Below are 20,354 nucleotides of genomic sequence, written 5' to 3'. Positions count from 1 at the left end.
AGAGCGGATAGCTTCAAACGGCTCTACTGCATATTTTAATACATATCTTCCTGCATGGGGCAGCTATTACATTCAGGAGATCGAAGCTCCTACAGGCTATGTTAAGGACGAAACAAAATATGAAGTAAAGGCGAATATGCCTGTACAGCTCACAAGTTCAAGACTTTCAGATGTTGTGCTGAATATTGAAGATAAAGAAATACGGTTCGCAGTTTCAAAGCAGGACGCATACGGAGAAGAAATCAGCAATGCACAGCTTCAGCTGATTGACGAAAACGGAGATACGGTTGAAGAGTGGACGTCGGACGGAACAGAGCATATCGTTACAGGACTTGCCGCAGGAAGCTATACTCTGCATGAATACTATGCTCCAAGAGGCTACTGCATAGCTACAGATATTGCTGTTACTGTTAACGAGGACGGTTCTATCCTTTGCAACGACACCGAAGTAACTGCGGTATCAGATGACGGTCTGCCTCTGATCGTAATGACTGACGAAGCCACAAAGGCTGAAATTTCAAAGAAAGACATCACAGGCGATGATGAGCTTCCGGGAGCTGTTCTTCAGGTAATTGATAAGGACGGAAACATAATTGACGAATGGGTATCGACAGAAGAAGCTCACTACATCGAAGCAAAGCTAATCGCAGGAGAAACCTACATACTGAGAGAAATAACTGCTCCAAGCGGTTACACACTTGCAACCGACATAGAGTTTACGGTAAATTCAGACGGCAGCGTTACTTATGTTGTTATGTACAATTCAGACGCAGTGGGAACAGTAAAGGTTCATAAGAAAACCGAAGGCATGATGAATGTTGAGGGTATAACGCTGATCCTTTCGGGAACGTCTGATTCGGGGCATGAGGTCAAGCTTACGGCTGTTACCGACAAAGACGGAATCGCTGCTTTTACGGCTGTACCGACGGGAACTTACACTGTAACGGAAGACGCTGATACTGTTCCGATCGCATACATGGTTGCCGATCCGATAAAGGTTACGGTTTATGAAGCTGAAACTGTAGACGCTGAGATCTTCAACACAGAGAAAACCGGAATGATCGAGATCAGCAAGACTACAGAGGGAATGACTGATCTTGAAGGCATTGAATTCATACTCAGCGGAACATCTGACTCCGGCAGAGAGATCAGACTTACCGCTGTTACCGACAAGGACGGAAAAGCAGAGTTTAAAAGCATTCCGATAGGAACTTACACTATTACCGAAAATGAAAAGACTGTGCCGTATGCTTACTTGACTGCCGAGCCGCAGGAGGTGAGCGTTTTTTATGCAGAAACGACAACGGTCAAGATAAGCAACGAAGAAAAGACGGGAGAGATCCATATTCAGAAACGTACTGAGGGAATGACTGATCTTGAAGGCATTGAGTTTATACTTTCAGGAACATCTGATTCGGGCAGAGAGATCAGACTTACCGCTGTTACAGACAAAGACGGAAAAGCGGCATTTACGGGCATTCCGATCGGGACTTACACTATCGCCGAAAACGGAGACACCGTTCCTACGGGTTATCTTGTAGCTGACAGTCAGACTGTTCAGGTATTCTATGCTGAAGCCACAAATGTTGTTGTAAGCAATGAAAAGATACCTGAAGCTCCTGATTCTCCTCCGGCAACCGGAGCCGCGGCAATGTTCGGAGTTCAGGCGATACTGCTTCTCGGCGGGGTTATTCTTTCTGCCGGAAGAAAAAATGAAAAGTAAATACTGAGATAATACTCGAAGCCTGGCACGTTTGTGACAGGCTTTGTGTTTTTTAGATTGGAAGGGATAGAAAAAAATATGGGTATAATAAAAAAACACCCACCACAGGTTTCGTTTTATTGCCAAAAACGTAACCCAAGCAACACAGATGTCAGTTGCAGCTGTGAAGCCTTTAGGTGAATGCCTATTATTCGTGTTCAATGAAGTACAATTAGGATAATTAAGCAATATGGTAGTTTGCGGTTTATAATATAGCTCAATGGGTAAATAATGCTTAAAGAGCGAAGTCCATAGCCTTATTCAGTTGTGGATTTCGCTCTTTAAGCGTCCTGGAGCTGCTAATCGGATTCGAACCGATGACCTCGTCCTTACCAAGGACGTGCTCTGCCTACTGAGCCATAGCAGCATAACATAAATATTATACAATATAAAATACAGTTTGTCAAGACCTTTTTTAATATTTTTTCAGCTGACAGCATATGAATTTAATATGTTCGGATAAACCATTTTAAATGTATAATTTGACAAGCGGTTATTATGGTGATATAATAGTAATGTATTAAAATTATACATAAAGGAGTATGAAAGATGAATAAAAAAATTGCCGTAATAAAGGGCGACGGAATAGGTCCGGAAATCGTTTCGGAGGCTATTAAGGTCTTGGATAAAACCGCCGCTGTTTTCGGGCACGGCTTTGATTACGATCAGCTTTTAATGGGCGGCTGTTCTATAGATGCCAACGGAGTTCCGCTCACTGATGAAACAATAGAGCACTGCAAAGCGGCTGACGCAGTCCTTATGGGTTCTATCGGAGGAGATACTACAACCTCACCGTGGTATAAGCTTCCACCGGAGCTTCGTCCCGAGGCAGGTCTGCTGAAAATCAGAAAGTCACTTGGACTTTTCGCTAATTTGCGTCCCTCTGTTCTTTATCCTCAGCTTGCAGGAGCCTGTCCTCTTAAAGAGGAGATCAGCTCAAAGGGTTTTGATATGCTTATAATGAGAGAGCTTACCGGGGGTCTTTATTTCGGGGAAAGAAAAACCGAGGAAATAGACGGTGTAATGACCGCTGTGGATACTCTTAGGTACAATGAAAATGAGATAAGAAGAATAGCGGTCAAGGCTTTTGAGGTAGCAATGAAGAGGAATAAAAAGGTGACGAGCGTTGATAAGGCAAATGTTCTTGATTCCTCAAGGCTCTGGAGAAAGGTAGTGACCGAGGTCGCTGGTAATTATCCCGAAGTTACTCTTGAGCATATGCTGGTGGATAACAGCGCTATGCAGCTTGTAAAAAATCCTGCACAGTTTGACGTGATGGTTACTGAAAATATGTTCGGAGATATTCTTTCTGATGAAGCTTCTATGATAACCGGTTCGATCGGTATGCTTGCCTCCGCTTCAATGAATGAAACAAAATTTGGCCTGTATGAGCCCTCCGGCGGTTCAGCTCCGGATATTGCAGGACAGAACAAAGCCAATCCTATAGCGACTATTCTGTCGGCTGCAATGATGCTCAGATATTCGTTTGATATGAATAACGAAGCTGACGCAGTTGAAAATGCAGTAAATAAGGTTTTGGACGACGGTTTCCGTACAGGGGATATTATGTCAGATGGCATGAAGCTTGTTAGCTGCTCTGAAATGGGTTCGCTTATTGCTCAGGAAATATATTAATCTAAGAAAGGAAATTACTATGGCTGAAAAGAAAAGCAGGAAAGGTCTTATTGCATTGATCATCATACTTGCGGTAGTTATAATTGCCGCTCTGTTCGTTTTTCTGACTGTACATAAGAAAAACAGCGGCAAGGTTCTTGACGGAACATGGAGAGGCGATGCGTTTACACTTACTATAGATTCAGGAGATAAAACGTTTGACATTGAATTTACGTCAGGTGATAATGGAAGTCAGAGCGGTACCATAAGCGTTGAACCTCTGACAAAGGGCCTTGGAAATATGTTTGACATGAAGGCTTATGACGCGGTACTGAAGAGCGATGATAATGAGATCAAATTCCGCTTTGTGTTGAATGAAGATTATGATGAAATGACGTTTACAGAGCTAGAAAGCATGGCGGCCGGATTTTTGTCAAAAACAGATGACTGATAAAAATTGCATTAAGAAAGCGGTCGGTATTTTCCGGCCGCTTTTTCAGTATTTTAAACAATAATGCCTACTTTTGCAAGAGCTTTTATAACTGATTCGGAATCAATGGAAAAAAGTTCGCTTTCGTCAGTTCTGTGTTCATGATCAAATCTCTGAAGCTTTATATAATTTTCGGAATAATCAGCTGAGGTGTAAATATGCGCCATAATATATTGATTTTTTACTGCATAATAATTTACGGGTTTCAGCGTCAGAATAACTTCGGGGCTTTTGCTCATAGCTTCGGTCAACTCTTTAAAATCCGAATCAATATAGCAGATCTTACGGCATTTGAGATCATTCAGCCGTACCTTCGGCGGAGTGCTTTTGTCGTTATGCTTTTTCTTTCTGAAAATATTAAAAGCTTTCATTCGGAATTCCTCCGTAAAAATATTCAAGTTCATTATATCACTGAAATATATAAAAGTCAATAATTAGTTATCTTTTACGGAAATTATTCGTTTTTGCATTATATTTTTGTTGACTTTTTACTGTATGTGTGATAAAATTATATTGATTTATTTTTATTAATTGTGAGAACTTATATATGAACTATTATATTTACGGCTTTACGGACAAGGGCAATTACAGAAAGCATAATGAGGACTGCCTGCTTATAAATCGGGAAACAGTACATAAGGGCGGTTTCGGTTCGGTGTGTATTGCTCCTTTTCTTACCGCTGTGTGCGACGGAGTAGGCGGGGAGCAGGCAGGAGAGGTAGCTTCAGAGCTTTGCGTAAGGTACCTTTCGATAGTCGATTATGATTCCTCTATGGATCTGGACAGGCAGATAATAGATATACATAATAAAATTATAAAGCGCGGTATATCCTCGCCTGATTCTGTTAATATGCAGACTACTCTATGCTGTCTTGCGGTCGATGAAAACGGCAGGGCGTTATGCTATAATATCGGCGACAGCAGATTATACCGCTATGCCGGAGGCTCTGCGCGTCAGATCTCAGTAGATCAGACCTACGGTAGATTCCTTTATGAACATGGTGAGATCGACGGTATTGCCGAGCTTGACCCTGAAATGCAGAACGCTATCGTATCATCGGTAGGAAGTGTTCTCCAGCTGCCTATTATAGATCATTTTGAGTTTGTTACGCCGTTCGGCAGCGAATCTGACGATACTGTACTGATATGCTCCGACGGGGTTTCGGATTTTGTAACTATAGACGAGATAGAGATAGCGATGAAAATAGAAAGTATGACTTTTAATGAAAAAATAGAGGCGCTATGCGAGCTTGCATTGAGAAACGGAAGTACGGATAACGTTTCGGTAATAGGCATAAAACCATGGAATACTCACGAAGAATATGAAGCGCTTATAGGAGGCCTTGTAACTCACGAGGAAAGGGCAGAAACTATAAAGGCAGAGCAGGAGTGCCTTGCATATGAGACCCGTTATCATAACAGTATTTTGATGGAACAGTCGGACAGAAGCCTTCAGAAGCTTATTGACGATCTTGAAAAATTCAGGAATACATAAAACGCATGAAGCACCAGTACAAGCTTCATGCGTTTTTTAATTATATCAAAGACCGTTAGGATTGTTTTTTGTAAAGTTCCAACCGTCCTCAGCCATTTCATCAAGTCCGTATTTTGCTTCCCAGCCGAACAGCTTTTTAGCTTTATCGGTATTTGCGTAGCATACGGCAATATCTCCGGCACGTCTTGGCATGATTTTGTAGGGTATTTCCTTTCCGCAGGCTTTTTCAAATGCATGAAGAACGTCCATTACGCTTGAACCCTTGCCTGTTCCCAGGTTTACCGCTTCAACGCCCTTGTGTTTAAGCACATATTCGACAGCGCACAAATGTCCCGATGCAAGATCTACGACATGAATATAATCTCTTACGCCGGTTCCGTCGGGAGTATCATAATCATTGCCGAAAACGCCAAGACATTCAAGCTTTCCGGAAGCGACCTGTGCGATATACGGGAAGAGGTTATTCGGTATTCCGTTTGGGTCTTCACCTATAAGACCGCTTTTATGCGCTCCTATAGGATTAAAGTATCGAAGCAGCGAAACTGACCAGTCTTTATCGGCAGTAAAAACATCCTTTAAAATCTGCTCGATCATGACTTTTGTATAGCCGTACGGATTTGTAGAAGAGTTTGTAGGCATAGTTTCAATATACGGAGCAGGATTCTCAACACCGTAAACTGTAGCAGACGACGAGAAAACTATTTTTTTGCAGCCGTGAGCCTTCATTGCCTGAATAAGCATAAGAGTTCCCGTAATATTATTATGATAATATTCCACAGGCTTCTGAACAGATTCGCCTACAGCTTTAAGTCCTGCGAAATGAATAACGGCGTCGATCTTATTCTCGTCAAAAATATTATTCATCGCATCAAGATCAAGGATATCCGCTCGGTAGAATTTAAAATCTTTCCCTGTAATTTTCTTTATTCTGTTAAGGGCTTCAGGCTTTGAATTTGAAAAGTTATCAGCAATAACTAAATCGTATCCTGCGTTAAGCAGTTCAACACAGGTATGACTTCCGATAAACCCCGCTCCGCCTGTTACAAGAATATTTGCCATAAATATCCGTCCTTTCATATAAGTTTTATTAAGACTTATCTTAACCTTCGGTTTCAGTATAACATAAAATAACACTGATTTCAATAATTATTTGTTTCATCTGTATGGAAAATTGTTGCGTTCTTAATATTCAGATGCTATAATATATTCATAAGGATATTATTGTGTTATTTCAGGGGGCAGTGCTGTGACTGAAGCAAAAAAACATTCATTTAAAACAAATCCCACCGACAGTGTCGCTTTGTCGGTTTATAACGTTGGGTATGAAAGGTGCAGCGGTCTTCATAAATGGGGAAGCGGAGTAAGAGATCACTTTCTTATTCACCATATTATTTCCGGAAAGGGAGTATATATAACTCCGTCCGGCAGATTTCAGCTTAAAGCGGGAGATACCTTTCTTATATATCCCTATACTGAGATAACTTATATTGCTGACGAATACGACCCTTGGGAATATTACTGGGCAGGCTTTTCGGGAAGTGATGCAGAGGTAATAATCAACCGTACTGATTTTACAAAAGAATTTCCGGTTATGTCGGCAGATTTCGGAGGTGAACTGAGAAAAAGGCTTAACGATATTTATATCAGCCGTGGTCAGAGCGAAGCTGCGGCGCTGAAAATGACGGGACAGCTTTACCTTGCGCTTTCGCTTTTAGTTGAAAAGTCTGACAGGGGAGTTGTTTCGGAAAATACTTCGGAGCGGCATATTAAGGCGGCAAAGAAATTTATTGCCTATAACTATTCGCTTCCCATATCAGTCGAGGACGTTGCTGCCGGAGCAGGAGTAAGCAGAAGCACCTTATTCAGAGCATTTACCGAAGTCTTGGCTGCCTCTCCCATTGAATATCTGACTCGTTTTAGGATCGAGCAGGCGTGCAGACTGCTTAAACATACCGAACTGTCTGTAACCTCCGTTTCGCTGTCCTCCGGCTATGAGGATCCCTTGTATTTTTCAAAAGTATTTAAAAGATACAAAGGAATATCTCCGTCAGCATACAGAAAAAAACATTCCTAAAATTAAAAGCAAAGCTGCGTATTGTTTACGCGGCTTTGCTTTCAGTTTACTTATTATATACAGCTTTATTCAGATCTTCACGGCATTTGTCAAAATCGACCGTCAGTATTGACTGTCCGCTGTCTGTAGAGCCGTAGCCGTAAGCGTCGTCGGCAGGTATCCGCAGCTGCTTCATATCATAGCCGAGTATAAACGGCGCTCTGTAGGTAAGGAAGTAAAGCTCGGATTTTGTCATATTTGTAGTAAGGTCTGAGAGGCAGGCTCTTGCAAAACCGTCAAGCTCGAAAGGATTAAGCGTTTTGGCCTTTTCAATAATTTTTGAGATTACCGTTCTCTGCCTTTCAGTACGTTCAAAATCGGCGTTTCCTACATACCTGAGTCTTGCATAAGCAAGCGCCTGATTTCCGTTTACTGTCATATTTTTTCCGCCTGAGGTAAGATAGTCCGTTCCCTTTTTATTTCCGAGATATTTATTCTGCTCTGCCATAGGAGGCTGCATACCGACCGCTTCTTCATCGGAAATATCAAGCTCAATTCCTCCTACTGCGTCTACGATATCAATAAACGAGTAAAAGTCGATATAAATGTACTTATCGACTTCAATATCGAAGTTAAGCTCTATTGTATCCATAAGAAGCTCTGCTCCTCCGTATACATAGGCTGCGTTCATTTTATCCCAGCCGTTTCCCGGTATTTCAACGTACATATCCCTCATAAAAGAAGTCATGGTTATCTGCTTTGATGACTTATTGACTGAAAGCAGTATCATTGAGTCAGTGCGTCCACGTTCCTCCTCCTTACGGGAATCTGAGCCTATTACAAGTACGTTAAGTACATCTTTTGACTTCATAGAAGCCGATGTAACACTTCTTTCTCCGCTTTTTACATAGTTTACCATGCCCAAATATCTGAATATAAGAAGCTGGAAAAGTATAAACAGTATCAGAGCAATTATTAGCAGGCACTTAAAAAACGTTTTAATCGGAGATCTGCTTTTTTCTATTTTCATATTCTTTTTCTTAGACCTTTTCTTTTTATTGTTATTTGTTTCGGGGCGCACAGTTCTTTTCTTGGTGTTTTTTCCTGATGATCTGGTTTTCTGCTTATAGCTGTTATTGCCGCCGAATTTCAGAGGCTCGTCATTTCTGCTTCGCTGCTGAGAGATTTTTCGGCTTGAATTTTGAGAGGGTTTTCTTTGTACCGAATCTTTCCTAGGGTATTGCTTATGATCCTGTGCCTGAGAATGTTCAGAGGACGGAGGTCTTTTTCCGTATTGGTTCTGCCCGTTGATATCATACTGTTTAAATTCAAGACCGTCCGTATCGTAAGTATTATCCATATCTTCTTTCTCAAGAGCAGAGAACTGTCTTAGCTGTTCTTCATACTGACGCTGAAATTCGTCGTATTCCTGTCCGCCGTTCATATTTTTATTATAAGAGCCGCTTTTTCCTGCGGGTCTGTTTTGATTGTCATTGTTCATCGTTTAGCCTCCTTTTTTGCACAAGCTTTAATATATTATATTACAAAAGGACAAGGAAGTCAATTTTTTACGCTCAATTCTCAGAAAGCTTTCACACGATCCTATGAAATTCTTAAGAAACTGCATATAAAAAGCTTCTCTGTACTTTTAATTGCACAGAGAAGCTTAACAGCGTCTGCCGGGTTACAGCATAGTAGTCTGGTCGGGGTCGGGGATATCCTTTGCAAAGCTTCCGGCAACAGGTATTGTTTTGCTGCGGTACTTTGAAAGCTGAGCCGCGGTTTCTTCTGAAATAATAAACGCTTTTTCCAGCGTCGATTTTGCTTTAAGAGTCATTACCTGTACTCCGATAGTATCTCTGGAGGACTTAGGAAGAAGCAGAACGGTATTGAAGATCATAGCACGTCCATTGGTGGTTCTCAGCATAATCTCGGCGTTTTCAGGTATATAGAACATTGCGGTAAGCTTTGCTTTTCCCGAATATGCATTGCTTAGCTTTTTGCGGTTCGTTTTTGTTTCATATGCTTTAAGCGGTACCTTTGCGGCTTTTCCGTTTTCAAAAATAAAAAGCATATATCCCTCATAGCGTACAGTCGGAACCATATACATAAAGCTTTCGCCTTCGTCAAATGACAGCTTAGCAGGAATATAGTCACCCAGATCGCTGGCTTTTGTATTATCGAAAGCCGAAGCCTTGGATTTGTAGACCTGACATTTATCGGTAAAGAACAGCAGATCGGTTTTATTTGAAGCTTCTATCTCCTGATTAATAAAGTCGCCTTCTTTAAGCTTGTGTTCACTTGACATTCTCAGCGACTGAGGAGTGATCTTCTTGAAATATCCGCTTTGAGAAATAAACAGCGTACATTGATAATCAGGAGTTTCGTCCTCGATCTCAACCTCTTCTATATCGTTTTTATAGAAGAACTGGGTTCGGCGTGGCTGACCATATTTCTTTGAAACCTCTTTCAGTTCTGAAATTATAATATTCCTGATCTTTTTATCACTTCCGAGAGTATCGGAAAGCTCGGCTATTTCCTTTTCAAGTGCATCGGTTTCGTCCAGGCGCTTCATGATATATTCACGATTCAAATGCCGTAGCTTTATTTCAGCTATATATTCCGCCTGAACCTCGTCTATTCCGAAGCCGATCATAAGATTTGGAACAACTTCGTTTTCTTCTTCGGTTTCCCGTATTATTTTGATAGCCTTGTCTATATCCAGAAGAATTTTTCCAAGAGCCTTCAGAAGATGCAGCTTAGCCTGTTTCTTTTCGAGGTCAAATTCAATACGCCGTTTCACGCAGCCTGTTCTGAATTCCGTCCATTCTTTGAGAATATCGTATACGCCCATAACCTTTGGGTATCCGTGTACAAGAATGTTAAAATTACAGGAGTAGCTGTCCTGAAGCGGAGTAAGCTTATAAAGCTTCTGCATAAGCTTGTCCGGGTCTGTTCCCCGTTTAAGGTCGATTCCTATAGTAAGGCCTGTTTTGTCAGTTTCATCTCTGATGTATTGTATCTCCCTGATCTTTCCTGCCTTAACAAGCGCAATGATCTTTTCTATAATAGCTTCGACAGTAGTAGTAGCGGGAATTTCCACTACCTCAAGGCAGTTTGCTTTCTTATCATACTGATATTTTGCCCTCAGCTTCACAGATCCCTTTCCTGTACGGTAAATTTTATCAAGCTCTTCCTCGTCGTACAAAGCATAAGCGCCGCCGGGAAAATCCGGACCTTTAAGCGTATCCAGCGCATTGTGCTTCGGATCGCGCATAAGGGCTATAGCGGTTTCGCATACTTCACTCAGGTTAAAGGAACACACTGCCGAAGCCATAGAAACTCCTATACCTACATTTGCATTGACCAGAATTGATGGATACGACGCAGGGAGCAGAGTTGGCTCAAGCATTGTATTGTCGTAGTTCGGAACAAAATCCACGGTATTTTTGTCAATATCCTTGAAAAGTTCTGCGCAGATAGGCTCCAGCTTTGCTTCTGTATAACGCGAAGCGGCGTATGCCATATCGCGCGAATATGCCTTTCCGAAGTTTCCCTTCGACATTACATATGGGTGGAGCAGACATTCGTTGCCCCTTGCAAGGCGCACCATAGTTTCGTAAATAGCTACGTCGCCGTGAGGATTCAGCTTCATTGTCTGTCCTACAATGTTGGCGGATTTTGTAAGATTTCCGGTAAGCAGCCCCATTTTATACATTGTATAAAGCAGCTTTCTGTGAGAAGGCTTAAAGCCGTCTATTTCCGGAAATGCTCTGGAAACTATAACGCTCATTGCGTAGGGCATATAGTTTTTTTCAAGGGTAAGCGTTATAGGCTCCTCAACTACCTGACCTGCGCCGGCAATATAAGCCCCTGCGTCCTCCGGCGATGAAATTTTATTTTTGCTTTCAGCTTCTTTCTTTTTCTTTGCCAATATTCTGACCTCTTTTCAGTATTATGTCTGAGTTATAAAACCGACTTCAGAACGCACCAGAGAATAATAACGCCTGCAATAACCGCATAGTTAAGCTGTATACGCTTTGTCAGCCTCTTTATATCGGTACCTGAATTCTCAGCCGTCTGTTTTCCGCTCTCTTTGAGATACTTAACAAGCTTTATGAAATTAAAAGCTGACAATACCAAAAGAACGATAGTTATTATTAAAAATATTATATTTACCATAAAAAGTTTTTCCTCTATGAGATATCAGCCATGTCAAGATAATCGTGACCGTTCTGGCTGATAAAATCCTTTCGTCCCTGAAGATTTTCGCCTAACAGCATATCGAACATAAACTGAGTGTCCTCGACGGTATCCGGATTTACCTTTATAAGACGACGTGTTTCAGGGTTCATAGTCGTAAGCGACATCATATCGGCTTCGTTTTCTCCAAGACCCTTTGAGCGCTGTATAGTAAACTTCTTGTTTCCTATTTCATTCAGTATCTGGACCTTTTCGTTTTCGTCATAAGCAAAATAGGTCTTATCCTTTGTAGTTATTTCAAACAGGGGAGATTCGGCGATATAAACGTAGCCGTCCTCAATAAGCGTAGGAGTAAGACGGTAAAGCATCGTAAGAATAAGCGTTCTTATCTGAAAACCGTCGACATCGGCATCGGTACAGATAACGACCTTGCTCCATTTAAGGTTTTCAATATTAAAAAGCGACAGATCCTTATTTGCTTTTGATCTGACTTCGACTCCGCAGCCGAGAACCTTGATTAGATCGGTTATGATCTCATTTTTGAATATTTTATCGTAGTCTGCTTTAAGACAATTGAGAATTTTTCCCCGTACAGGAATAACCGCCTGAAAGTCGGCATCACGTGCCATTTTGACCGAGCCTAGTGCCGAGTCACCCTCAACTATATAAAGCTCTCGTTTTGAAAGATCCTTTGAACGGCAGTCCACAAATTTCTGCACCTGATTCGACAGATCAATAGTACCGGTAAGCTTTTTGGCAATATTCAGACGGGATTTTTCAGCGTGTTCGCGGCTTCGCTTGTTTATAAGCACCTGTTCCGCTATTTTGACAGCTTCGTCGGGATTTTCTATAAAATATATTTCAAGCTGATGCTTTAGAAACTCCGTCATACATTCTTTTATAAATTTATTGGTAATAGCCTTCTTGGTCTGGTTAGCATAGGAGGTTTGTGTAGAAAAAGAACTTGAAACCAGTATAAGACTTTCCTCAACGTCGGCAAAGGTTATCTGCTTTTCGTTTTTCTGGTATTTTCCGTTGTTTTTAAGATAAGCGTTTATCTGTCCGGTAAAAGCAAGTTTTACTGCATCCTCGGGAGAACCGCCGTGTTCAAGATAGCTTGAATTGTGGAAATATTCCAGCTTCTTTATCTGATTTGAAAATGTAAAAGCAACGGCGAGTTTCACCTTATAATCGTCCTTGTCTTCACGGTCACGGCCTTTTCTGTCACCCTGAAAGCACTGTACTGAGGTCAGAGCTTTTCCGTCGGCAATTTCCGCAACATAGTCGGCAATTCCGTTTTCATATATGAATATTTTCTCTTCAAAGCTGCTGTTTTCTCTTTGAAATCTGAAAACAAACTCAACGCCGGGATTTACGACCGCCTGTTTTTTTAGAATGTCTTCAAAATATTCCTGTTCTATATTTATATCGGTAAATACGTCCAGATCCGGTTTCCAATGAGTTTTGGTACCGGTTTTTTTTCGTGAGGTTTCTTCCTTTTTAAGTCCTCCGACATTTTCTCCTTTTTCAAAATGAAGTGAGTATTTAAAACCGTCACGGTAAACTTCAACATCCATAAATTCCGAGGCATACTGGGTAGCGCAGGCTCCGAGTCCGTTAAGTCCCAGCGAGTATTCGTAGTTTTCACCGCTGTTGTTATTGTATTTTCCTCCGGCATACAGCTCGCAGTATACAAGCTCCCAGTTGTATTTCTTTTCTGCTTTGTTGTAATCAACAGGACAGCCTCTTCCGAAGTCTTCGACCTCAATGCTGTTATCATTGTATTTTGTAAGAATAATTCTGTTTCCGTTACCGTCTCTAGCCTCGTCGATCGAGTTTGAGAGAATTTCAAAAACAGAATGCTTGCAGCCTTCTAGTCCGTCTGATCCGAATATAACGGCAGGGCGCTTACGCACTCTATCGGCGCCTTTAAGTGAAACTATGGCTTCGTTGTCATAATCGTTCTTTCTCGGCATTTAAAATACCATTCCTTTCCGGTATATATTTATGACATTATAGTAGTTTATTTTTTCACATTTAATTTTAATTATAACATACTCTTTTTTGTTTTGTCAAATGATACTTTATGATCTTTTGCAGCAGCAAAAGAAATAATAACCGTATCTATGCAGCTATACTGCGGTCATTGACTTTTACAGGTTGGTATGATATAATATATTATGAAAGATTATGTTGAAGAAGCGGGGGTTATGCAATGGAATGTCCGAAATGCAGAAAAACTGTCGGAGAACATGACGCCGTGTGCAGGAACTGCGGTATTGCTCTGAGAGAGAAGTCAAAAAAGACAAAAAGCTTAAAGGATTTTTTAAAAAAGAAACCAGACGGCGGAAAAGATGTTCCGCTTCTTGAAACCTCGTCAGGCAGAAAAAGCTTTAGGAATATTGTAAACGGCAGGAACGAGGCAAAGATAAAGCTGGCATTTTTTATAGCGCTGGCAGTTCTTATTGTTGTTCTTATCTGGGTTTTTATTGTTCAGATCTCTGCAGATAAAGGAAGCAAGAAGGCTTTGGAGGCAGCAGAATTTATCGGAATGCCGCTTACGGAAGCCGAAAAGGATATGGAAATACATTTTAAGGATAATTCGGCTTTCGGGATACTGAACAGTGCGGCCGCTTTTGATTACATATATGAAAGCGAGGACGAATTACAGATCGATGATATTACATATCCTGAATGGTCTGTGACTGTTTTTAAAGATACCTCGGACAATATTGACAGCGTTGTTTATACAAATTACAAGCTGCTGAAAAAGGACAGCAGGGGCGAAAAGCTTGATAAGCGTATAAATCTCGATAATTATGACAAGGGCGCACGTTACAGTTCCGTCTCTGACGATATAGGTCTTGATCCTTATAAGGTAGTTTACGGAAAAAGCAGCATAAGCTACGTTTATAAGTATTATTACACTGCCGCAAATTCCGATGCACAAAGCGTTCTGCTTACCGCAGTATTTGACAATGACGGTAAATATCAGTATTATACGTCGCAGGACGTATATCCTCAGAACCTTTAAGACCGTATCTCCGGCTCTGTAACAGTTGTTACAGAAAGAATACAAATTGTTTCACATTGTCTACAGATTATACTGTAATATTGACTTATCGTCAGAATGCTGATAATATAAATTGATGAATTATGAAAGAAGGAGGTTAAGTATGGATACAAGTGTAAAATTATGTATGGGCTGTATGAACGAACTGGACGCAAACGGCGTATGTCATTACTGCAGCTATACGGACGATATGCCGCATTTGCAGTCATACCTGGCTCCGAGAACGGTGCTTGACAACAGATATATAGTAGGCAAAATGCTTACCTATAACGGCGAGGGCGCTTCATATATATGCTATGACACTATCAGAAAGACTAAAGCGGTAGTCCGAGAATATATGCCGGATACGCTATGCGAACGTGAGAGAGGATCTCAGAAACTTATAGTAAATGCCGATTGTCTTGCGAAATATAAAACCTATATGTCTGAATTTGCGGATATGAACAAGACTCTTTCGAGAATGAGAAACCTGAACCATATTTCTACGGCAATGGATATGTTCGTAGAGAATAATACTACCTATGTTATTCTTGAATATGTAGAGGGAGTTTCACTCAAGAAGTTTTTGCAGTCAAATACCGGCTATCTGACGTGGAATCAGGTGAAAAAGCTGTTTGTACCGCTATTCACTACGCTGAGCATTATTCATAACGCAGGAATCATTCACAGGGGTATCTCACCTGAAAATATAATAGTTACAACGGACGGCGAGCTGAAGCTGACGGGATTTTCAATAAGCTCTATCAGAACTTCAAATACCGGATTATCTCCTGAATTCTATTCTGGTTATACAGCTCCGGAACAATACTCCTCTCTTGAATATCAGGGAACTTGGACCGATGTTTACGCTGTTGCCGCCGTACTGTATCGGATACTTACCGGCTGTATTCCGCTTGACGCAAATACCAGAATATATAACGACACTCTTATAGACGCCTGCCGTATCAATCCGAATGTCCCCGTACATATTTCAAATGTTATTGCCCGTGCAATGGCAGTAAAGGGCGAGGAGAGAATACAGTCAGTAAACGAGCTTGTAACAGAGCTTTTCAGCAAGCAGACGCATATTGAACATCAGAAGGGCGCGACCCAGACTATCCCTATACAGAAGATAAATCAGAAAAGCCGCAGTCCTTCTTCGTTCGGCGCTAAAAAAAGCGAGGAACAGGAAAAGAAAACAAGTCCGGCAGTAATGGTGCTTGGCATCACAATACTTGTCGTATTTCTCGGACTGGGAGTTTTTCTGCTTTACCAGCTTCTCGGAACGCCGGAAGCTGACAGCAGGGATTCTGAGCCTGAGCTGTTTAATTCGATATATATAAGCGGAGGCGAACAGGATTCTTCATCTTTAAGCGATCAGGAATCCATTATAGCAGAAGAAAGCGATGCGGACGACGAACATCCCTACGGAACGGGTTCTATTATGCCTGATCTGGTTGGAATGAGATATAAAACCGTTGTAGATGAGCTTGGAAGCGATTTTAATATAAGGGCTGAATATTTTTATTCTGATACTGAAGAAAAAGGAATTATTACGGAGCAGAGTATTCCTGAAGGAAGCGAATACGGCCGTGAGCTTAAAAACGAGCTTGTGCTTAAAGTATGCAAGGGAACTGAAAATGTTCCTGTTCCTGATTATTCCGGACTTTCATATAAGGATTATTCAGCGATCCTTGATTCGCTGGATATAAAATACAAAAAAGTTGAGGTCGCGACCTCCAGGGTAACGGTCGGATATGTTGTATCTACAGATATAGGAGTCGGCTATAATATTAACGTAAAGAAAGGCGAGACCTTAACGGTAGAGGTATCAATAGGTATGCCTCAGACAAGCAGTGCGTCGGTTTCTTCCGGTCAGGATTCAAAAACTGAAAGCTCTTCGGCAAATGACAGCCGTCAGTCTGATGATACTGAGAATGATAGCTGACGATAATTTGGCAGGACTTACGAAAACGTTTAAAATTTTATTAACTGATAATGTAAAGCCCTTGACAATGTCGGGGCTTTATGCTATGATATTTAAAGTTTAGCGGAATATATTATTGTGGAATATCTTGCAGATATAAGATATCCATTTATTTGGAGGAATAGTTATGGCTAAGAAAATTGGTGTATTGACAAGCGGCGGTGACGCACCCGGAATGAACGCTGCTGTTCGCGCCGTGGCAAGAGCTGCGCTTCAGAAAGGAATGGAGGTTGTCGGTATCCGCAGGGGATATGTCGGTCTTCTTAACGGCGACGTTATTGAAATGAACGCAAGAACTGTTTCAGGGATCATTCAGAGGGGCGGTACTTGTCTGTATACTGCAAGATGTCCTGAATTCCGTAATATTGAGGGAGTTAAAAAAGGCGTTGAGAAATGCAACGAAATGGGTCTTGACGGAATCGTAGTTATCGGCGGCGACGGCTCATTCAGAGGTGCGGGAGATCTGTCTTCTCTCGGGATCCCGTGTATAGGAATACCAGGTACGATAGATAATGATATTCAGTGCACGGAATATACGATAGGCTATGATACAGCTATGAATACAGCTATGGAAATGATAGATAAGATCCGTGATACCGCTCAGTCCCATGACAGATGCTCGGTTGTTGAGGTAATGGGAAGAAAGGCCGGATATATCGCTATAAACGTAGGTATGGCGGTAGGAGCTGAAGCTGTTATTACCCTTGAGAGAGATTATGATCTTGACGCAATTGCAGCAAATATGCTTAAAACTAAAAAAAGCGGTAAAACGCATTTTATCGTAGTTGTAGCTGAAGGAGTAGGTCAGTCTGAGAATATTGCCAGAACGCTTCAGGAAATGACTGGAATAGAGTCCAGGGTAACTGTTCTCGGTCATGTTCAAAGAGGAGGTTCTCCTACTGTAAGAGATCGTGTAATGGCAACGGTTATGGGTTATCATGCAGTTGAGCTGCTTGAGCAGGGAATCGGAAACAGGATCGTCGGACTGAAAGACGGCAAAGTTTATGATGTAGACATTCAGGAGGGACTTGCAATGAAAAAGCCTTTCCTGGACGAAAGATACGATATTCTTAATAAAACAGCTTTTTGATTAAGGCGATTATTTACAATTGAATATACGGCTGTCCGTAAATTTTTTCATACGGACAGCTTGCATATTACAGAGTAGAGATCTGTGCGTTAAGTGCCTGAGGGACGGGGAGTTGCCATCAGGACGAAAAGGGTCGGCGTAAAGCTCAGCCCTTGCGGTATAGATTTCGCATCCCGCTGAATGTGTAATTTGAGAGCTTTTCATTCTCCGGTTATGCACAGCATAATTTTTTCGGATCGGCAAGTATAACGCCGTTCCGTCGCTCAGTCATAAAAAGGAGGTATATTTATGAAGAGCTTTTTTTCTATGTTTCTGAAATCTGCAAAAGAGTTCAGAAGTATCAAATGCCTGTCGGTCACAGGCGTATTTATTGCAATTTCAATGATCATTGAAATGTATTCTATCGATCTGCAATTCGTAAAGATAAACTTTGCTTTTCTTGCGATCGCAGTTATCGGTATGCTGTTCGGCCCGGCAGTCGGTCTTTTTGCCGGATTTGCCTGTGATATAGTCGGCTTTATGGTACATCCGTCCGGCGGATTCCTGCCGGCGTATGTGCTGGTAGGCGGGCTTCAGGGGTTAATTTACGGTTTATGCCTGTATCATAAGGCTGACGATCACAGTATTATGTTCGTGAATAATGCTTCAGGGAAGTCGCGCGATATGACACTGTATCTGAGAGCCGTTCTGGCAAGACTTCTGGATGTTATAGTTATTAATCTGCTTATTCAGACAAAGCTTAATCTTCATTACGGCTTTATTCCTCAGGAAGCTTACGGCGCTGCTGTAATAAGCCGAGTTGCAAAGAATGTTATCGAGCTGTGTGCCGACCTGCCGCTGCTGTTTATACTTCTCCCCATTGCATTGGCGGTTTATAAGCGTTCTTATTCACATAAACGTGCTTCTGCGGAACAAAGCTAGCAGTTAATATTGAGTTTATGAAGCGGTGGTATTTTATATATCGCCGCTTATTTTAAAATTTATATGTTTATACTTGAAATAAAAGCCGAAATGTAGTATAATAAAATTAATAAGGTATGTTTCTGTCGGAGCTTTCAAGCAGAAATGGCAGATGCTGATTTTCTTAAATACCTGAATATATTCTGAAAGGTCTTGTTATAATGATCAATGTAGGTTTTATCGGAGCGGGTAATATGGGATATGCTATAATGAAAGGAATATTCCAGAGTGATATGAAGGAGAATATTCGTATTTATGCTTTTGATAAATATGAGCCTTCTCTTGAAAGACTTAAAGATCTTGGAGTTGTCAGCTGTGAAAGCGGCGTTAAGGTTACTGAAAGCTCTGATTATATTTTTCTTGCTGTAAAGCCTCAGCAGCTTGACGAGGTGCTTGAAGAAATTGCGGGAACGGTCGACGGTAATACGGTTCTGGTTTCAATATGCGCCGGGATCACCGATGATTATATTGCCTCTAAAACGATTTCGGGTGCAAAGGTAGTGCTTGTTATGCCTAATACGCCCTTGCTGCTCGGAGAGGGAGCTACGGCGCTGTCGAGATCTGAAAGCGTTACTGATGAGGAATTCGAGCTTGTATGCCGGATCTTCGGCTCATGCGGTACATATGCCGTTATTCCAAAGGACAAAATGAAGGAGATAATCGCCATAAACGGTTCATCACCCGCATTTATATATCTGTATGCAAAGGCTTTCACGGAATACGGTAAGTCGGCAGGACTTGACGAGGAGGTTGTAAAGACATTATTTGCAAAGAGCCTTATAGGTTCTGCAAAGATGATAACCGACAGCGGATATACTCTAGATGAGCTTATTACTATGGTATCGTCAAAGGGCGGAACTACTATTGCGGGACTTGATAAGCTGCGTGAGGGAAAGCTTGAGCAGACGGTTGAGAGCTGCTGTAAGGCGTGTACCCGACGTGCGTATGAGCTTTCTAAGTAATTATATCAAAATACACGGCATATACTTTACAAAAAGTATATGGAGTGATGTATATGCAAAAGCAAAGGACAAGCGGTTCGGTCATACGTAAAAACAGCTTTTTTGCCTTTCTTGTCGGTGCGGTGCTTTTGGGAGTCGTACTGGGAACAATGGCTTACTGTTTTATGAGCGGGGATTTTTTAGATCAACTTTCTCTGGCGCAGGAGAACTTTCTTGATGTAAGGCGAAACTCGGATTTTGCGGTCGTACTGATGAAATCGCTGTCGGCTTCGACAATGTTTCTAGGAGCTGTGTTCATTCTGGGTTTTTCAGCGATCGCTCAGCCGGTTGAAATAGCGGTCTTGGTTGTCAGAGGAATGGGTCTGGGAGTAACAATGGCTCAGGTTTATTCACAGTGCGGAAAAACCGGAATACTGACCTGTGCTGTTCTTATAGTTCCGGCTGCGGTTATTTCCTCATATGCGCTGATAGTCGGTACAAGAGAGGCGCTGTCGATGTCCAATCTGCTTATGACCAATTCACTGTCTGACAGACCGTCCGACGGAATGCTGAGCGCAGTAAAGCTTTACGGAACTAAATTTCTTGTGCTGGAAGCGGTTTCAGCTGTTTCTGCGGCGGTTGACTGTCTGTGTTCAGTAATTTTTGCCGGGAAGTTTTAAAGGTTATTATAAAGGATTATTAATTTA

At 41.6% G+C, this 20,354-nt stretch carries 17 protein-coding genes, 1 tRNA gene and 1 riboswitch; of the genes, 11 read left to right on the top strand and 7 right to left on the bottom strand.

What is annotated here, in order from left to right:
* Window positions 1–1,723 (top strand): SpaA isopeptide-forming pilin-related protein (locus ACYQ0H_RS09175; RefSeq protein ID WP_459812550.1); only part of this gene is annotated, 1,723 nt, incomplete at its 5' end.
* A gap of 330 nt (window positions 1,724–2,053) precedes the next feature.
* Here the strand turns inward: ACYQ0H_RS09175 and ACYQ0H_RS09170 are convergent.
* Window positions 2,054–2,129: transfer RNA gene (locus ACYQ0H_RS09170), tRNA-Thr, on the bottom strand.
* Window positions 2,130–2,311: 182 nt separating this feature from the next.
* Here ACYQ0H_RS09170 and leuB point away from each other — a divergent pair.
* Window positions 2,312–3,397, top strand: coding sequence for a 3-isopropylmalate dehydrogenase (gene leuB / locus ACYQ0H_RS09165; RefSeq protein ID WP_459812549.1), 1,086 nt, complete (start codon window positions 2,312–2,314; stop codon window positions 3,395–3,397).
* 19 nt (window positions 3,398–3,416) lie between these two features.
* Window positions 3,417–3,827 carry a hypothetical protein gene (locus ACYQ0H_RS09160; RefSeq protein ID WP_459812548.1) on the top strand — a complete coding sequence of 137 codons (411 nt, stop codon included), beginning with the start codon at window positions 3,417–3,419 and terminating at the stop codon, window positions 3,825–3,827.
* Between the two features lie 53 nt (window positions 3,828–3,880).
* On the opposite strand, the gene ACYQ0H_RS09155 is transcribed toward ACYQ0H_RS09160, so the two are convergent.
* Window positions 3,881–4,237, bottom strand: coding sequence for a hypothetical protein (locus ACYQ0H_RS09155; protein WP_459812547.1), 357 nt, complete (start codon window positions 4,235–4,237; stop codon window positions 3,881–3,883).
* A gap of 176 nt (window positions 4,238–4,413) precedes the next feature.
* Between ACYQ0H_RS09155 and ACYQ0H_RS09150 the strand changes: the two genes are divergently transcribed.
* Window positions 4,414–5,361, top strand: coding sequence for a PP2C family protein-serine/threonine phosphatase (locus tag ACYQ0H_RS09150; protein WP_459812546.1), 948 nt, complete (start codon window positions 4,414–4,416; stop codon window positions 5,359–5,361).
* A gap of 45 nt (window positions 5,362–5,406) precedes the next feature.
* Here ACYQ0H_RS09150 and galE read toward each other — a convergent pair whose 3' ends face one another.
* Window positions 5,407–6,420 (bottom strand): UDP-glucose 4-epimerase GalE, encoded by a 1,014-nt coding sequence (galE, locus tag ACYQ0H_RS09145; RefSeq protein WP_459812545.1) that lies wholly within the window; start codon window positions 6,418–6,420, stop codon window positions 5,407–5,409.
* Between the two features lie 187 nt (window positions 6,421–6,607).
* On the opposite strand from galE, the gene ACYQ0H_RS09140 reads away from it, so the two are divergent.
* Window positions 6,608–7,435: an AraC family transcriptional regulator gene (locus ACYQ0H_RS09140; protein WP_459812544.1), complete on the top strand. Its 828-nt coding sequence runs from the start codon at window positions 6,608–6,610 to the stop codon at window positions 7,433–7,435.
* A 46-nt stretch (window positions 7,436–7,481) separates the two neighbouring features.
* Here ACYQ0H_RS09140 and ACYQ0H_RS09135 read toward each other — a convergent pair whose 3' ends face one another.
* From ACYQ0H_RS09135 to ACYQ0H_RS09120, 4 genes are all read right to left on the bottom strand, one after another.
* Window positions 7,482–8,915: an LCP family protein gene (locus tag ACYQ0H_RS09135; RefSeq protein WP_459812543.1), complete on the bottom strand. Its 1,434-nt coding sequence runs from the start codon at window positions 8,913–8,915 to the stop codon at window positions 7,482–7,484.
* 183 nt (window positions 8,916–9,098) lie between these two features.
* The gene (locus ACYQ0H_RS09130) at window positions 9,099–11,348 is read right to left on the bottom strand and encodes a DNA gyrase subunit A (protein WP_459812542.1); all 2,250 of its coding nucleotides are present in this window, start codon (window positions 11,346–11,348) and stop codon (window positions 9,099–9,101) included.
* Window positions 11,349–11,380: 32 nt separating this feature from the next.
* Window positions 11,381–11,596 (bottom strand): hypothetical protein, encoded by a 216-nt coding sequence (locus ACYQ0H_RS09125; protein WP_459812541.1) that lies wholly within the window; start codon window positions 11,594–11,596, stop codon window positions 11,381–11,383.
* A 14-nt stretch (window positions 11,597–11,610) separates the two neighbouring features.
* Complete coding sequence (locus tag ACYQ0H_RS09120; RefSeq protein ID WP_459812540.1) at window positions 11,611–13,593, bottom strand: DNA gyrase/topoisomerase IV subunit B; 1,983 nt, start codon at window positions 13,591–13,593, stop codon at window positions 11,611–11,613.
* 239 nt (window positions 13,594–13,832) lie between these two features.
* Here ACYQ0H_RS09120 and ACYQ0H_RS09115 point away from each other — a divergent pair, with 239 nt between their 5' ends.
* The 6 genes from ACYQ0H_RS09115 (at window position 13,833) to ACYQ0H_RS09090 (ending at window position 20,327) form a co-directional block, all read left to right on the top strand.
* On the top strand, window positions 13,833–14,651 hold the full coding sequence (locus ACYQ0H_RS09115) for a hypothetical protein (protein WP_459812539.1): 819 nt from the start codon (window positions 13,833–13,835) through the stop codon (window positions 14,649–14,651).
* A 142-nt stretch (window positions 14,652–14,793) separates the two neighbouring features.
* Window positions 14,794–16,617, top strand: coding sequence for a protein kinase domain-containing protein (locus ACYQ0H_RS09110; protein WP_459812538.1), 1,824 nt, complete (start codon window positions 14,794–14,796; stop codon window positions 16,615–16,617).
* 166 nt (window positions 16,618–16,783) lie between these two features.
* Window positions 16,784–17,746 carry a 6-phosphofructokinase gene (gene pfkA / locus ACYQ0H_RS09105; RefSeq protein ID WP_459812537.1) on the top strand — a complete coding sequence of 321 codons (963 nt, stop codon included), beginning with the start codon at window positions 16,784–16,786 and terminating at the stop codon, window positions 17,744–17,746.
* Between the two features lie 68 nt (window positions 17,747–17,814).
* Window positions 17,815–17,927: riboswitch (THF riboswitch) on the top strand.
* Window positions 17,928–18,034: 107 nt separating this feature from the next.
* Window positions 18,035–18,667, top strand: coding sequence for a folate family ECF transporter S component (locus ACYQ0H_RS09100; protein ID WP_459812536.1), 633 nt, complete (start codon window positions 18,035–18,037; stop codon window positions 18,665–18,667).
* Between the two features lie 200 nt (window positions 18,668–18,867).
* On the top strand, window positions 18,868–19,668 hold the full coding sequence (proC, locus tag ACYQ0H_RS09095; protein WP_459812535.1) for a pyrroline-5-carboxylate reductase: 801 nt from the start codon (window positions 18,868–18,870) through the stop codon (window positions 19,666–19,668).
* A 53-nt stretch (window positions 19,669–19,721) separates the two neighbouring features.
* Complete coding sequence (locus ACYQ0H_RS09090) at window positions 19,722–20,327, top strand: hypothetical protein (RefSeq protein ID WP_459812534.1); 606 nt, start codon at window positions 19,722–19,724, stop codon at window positions 20,325–20,327.
* The last annotated feature ends 27 nt before the right edge of the window (window positions 20,328–20,354 follow it).

The sequence above is a fragment of the Hominimerdicola intestinalis genome (genome assembly GCF_054655215.1).
The sequence above is the reverse complement of the archived record's forward strand: the minus strand, read 5'-3'. Positions and strand labels throughout refer to the sequence as shown.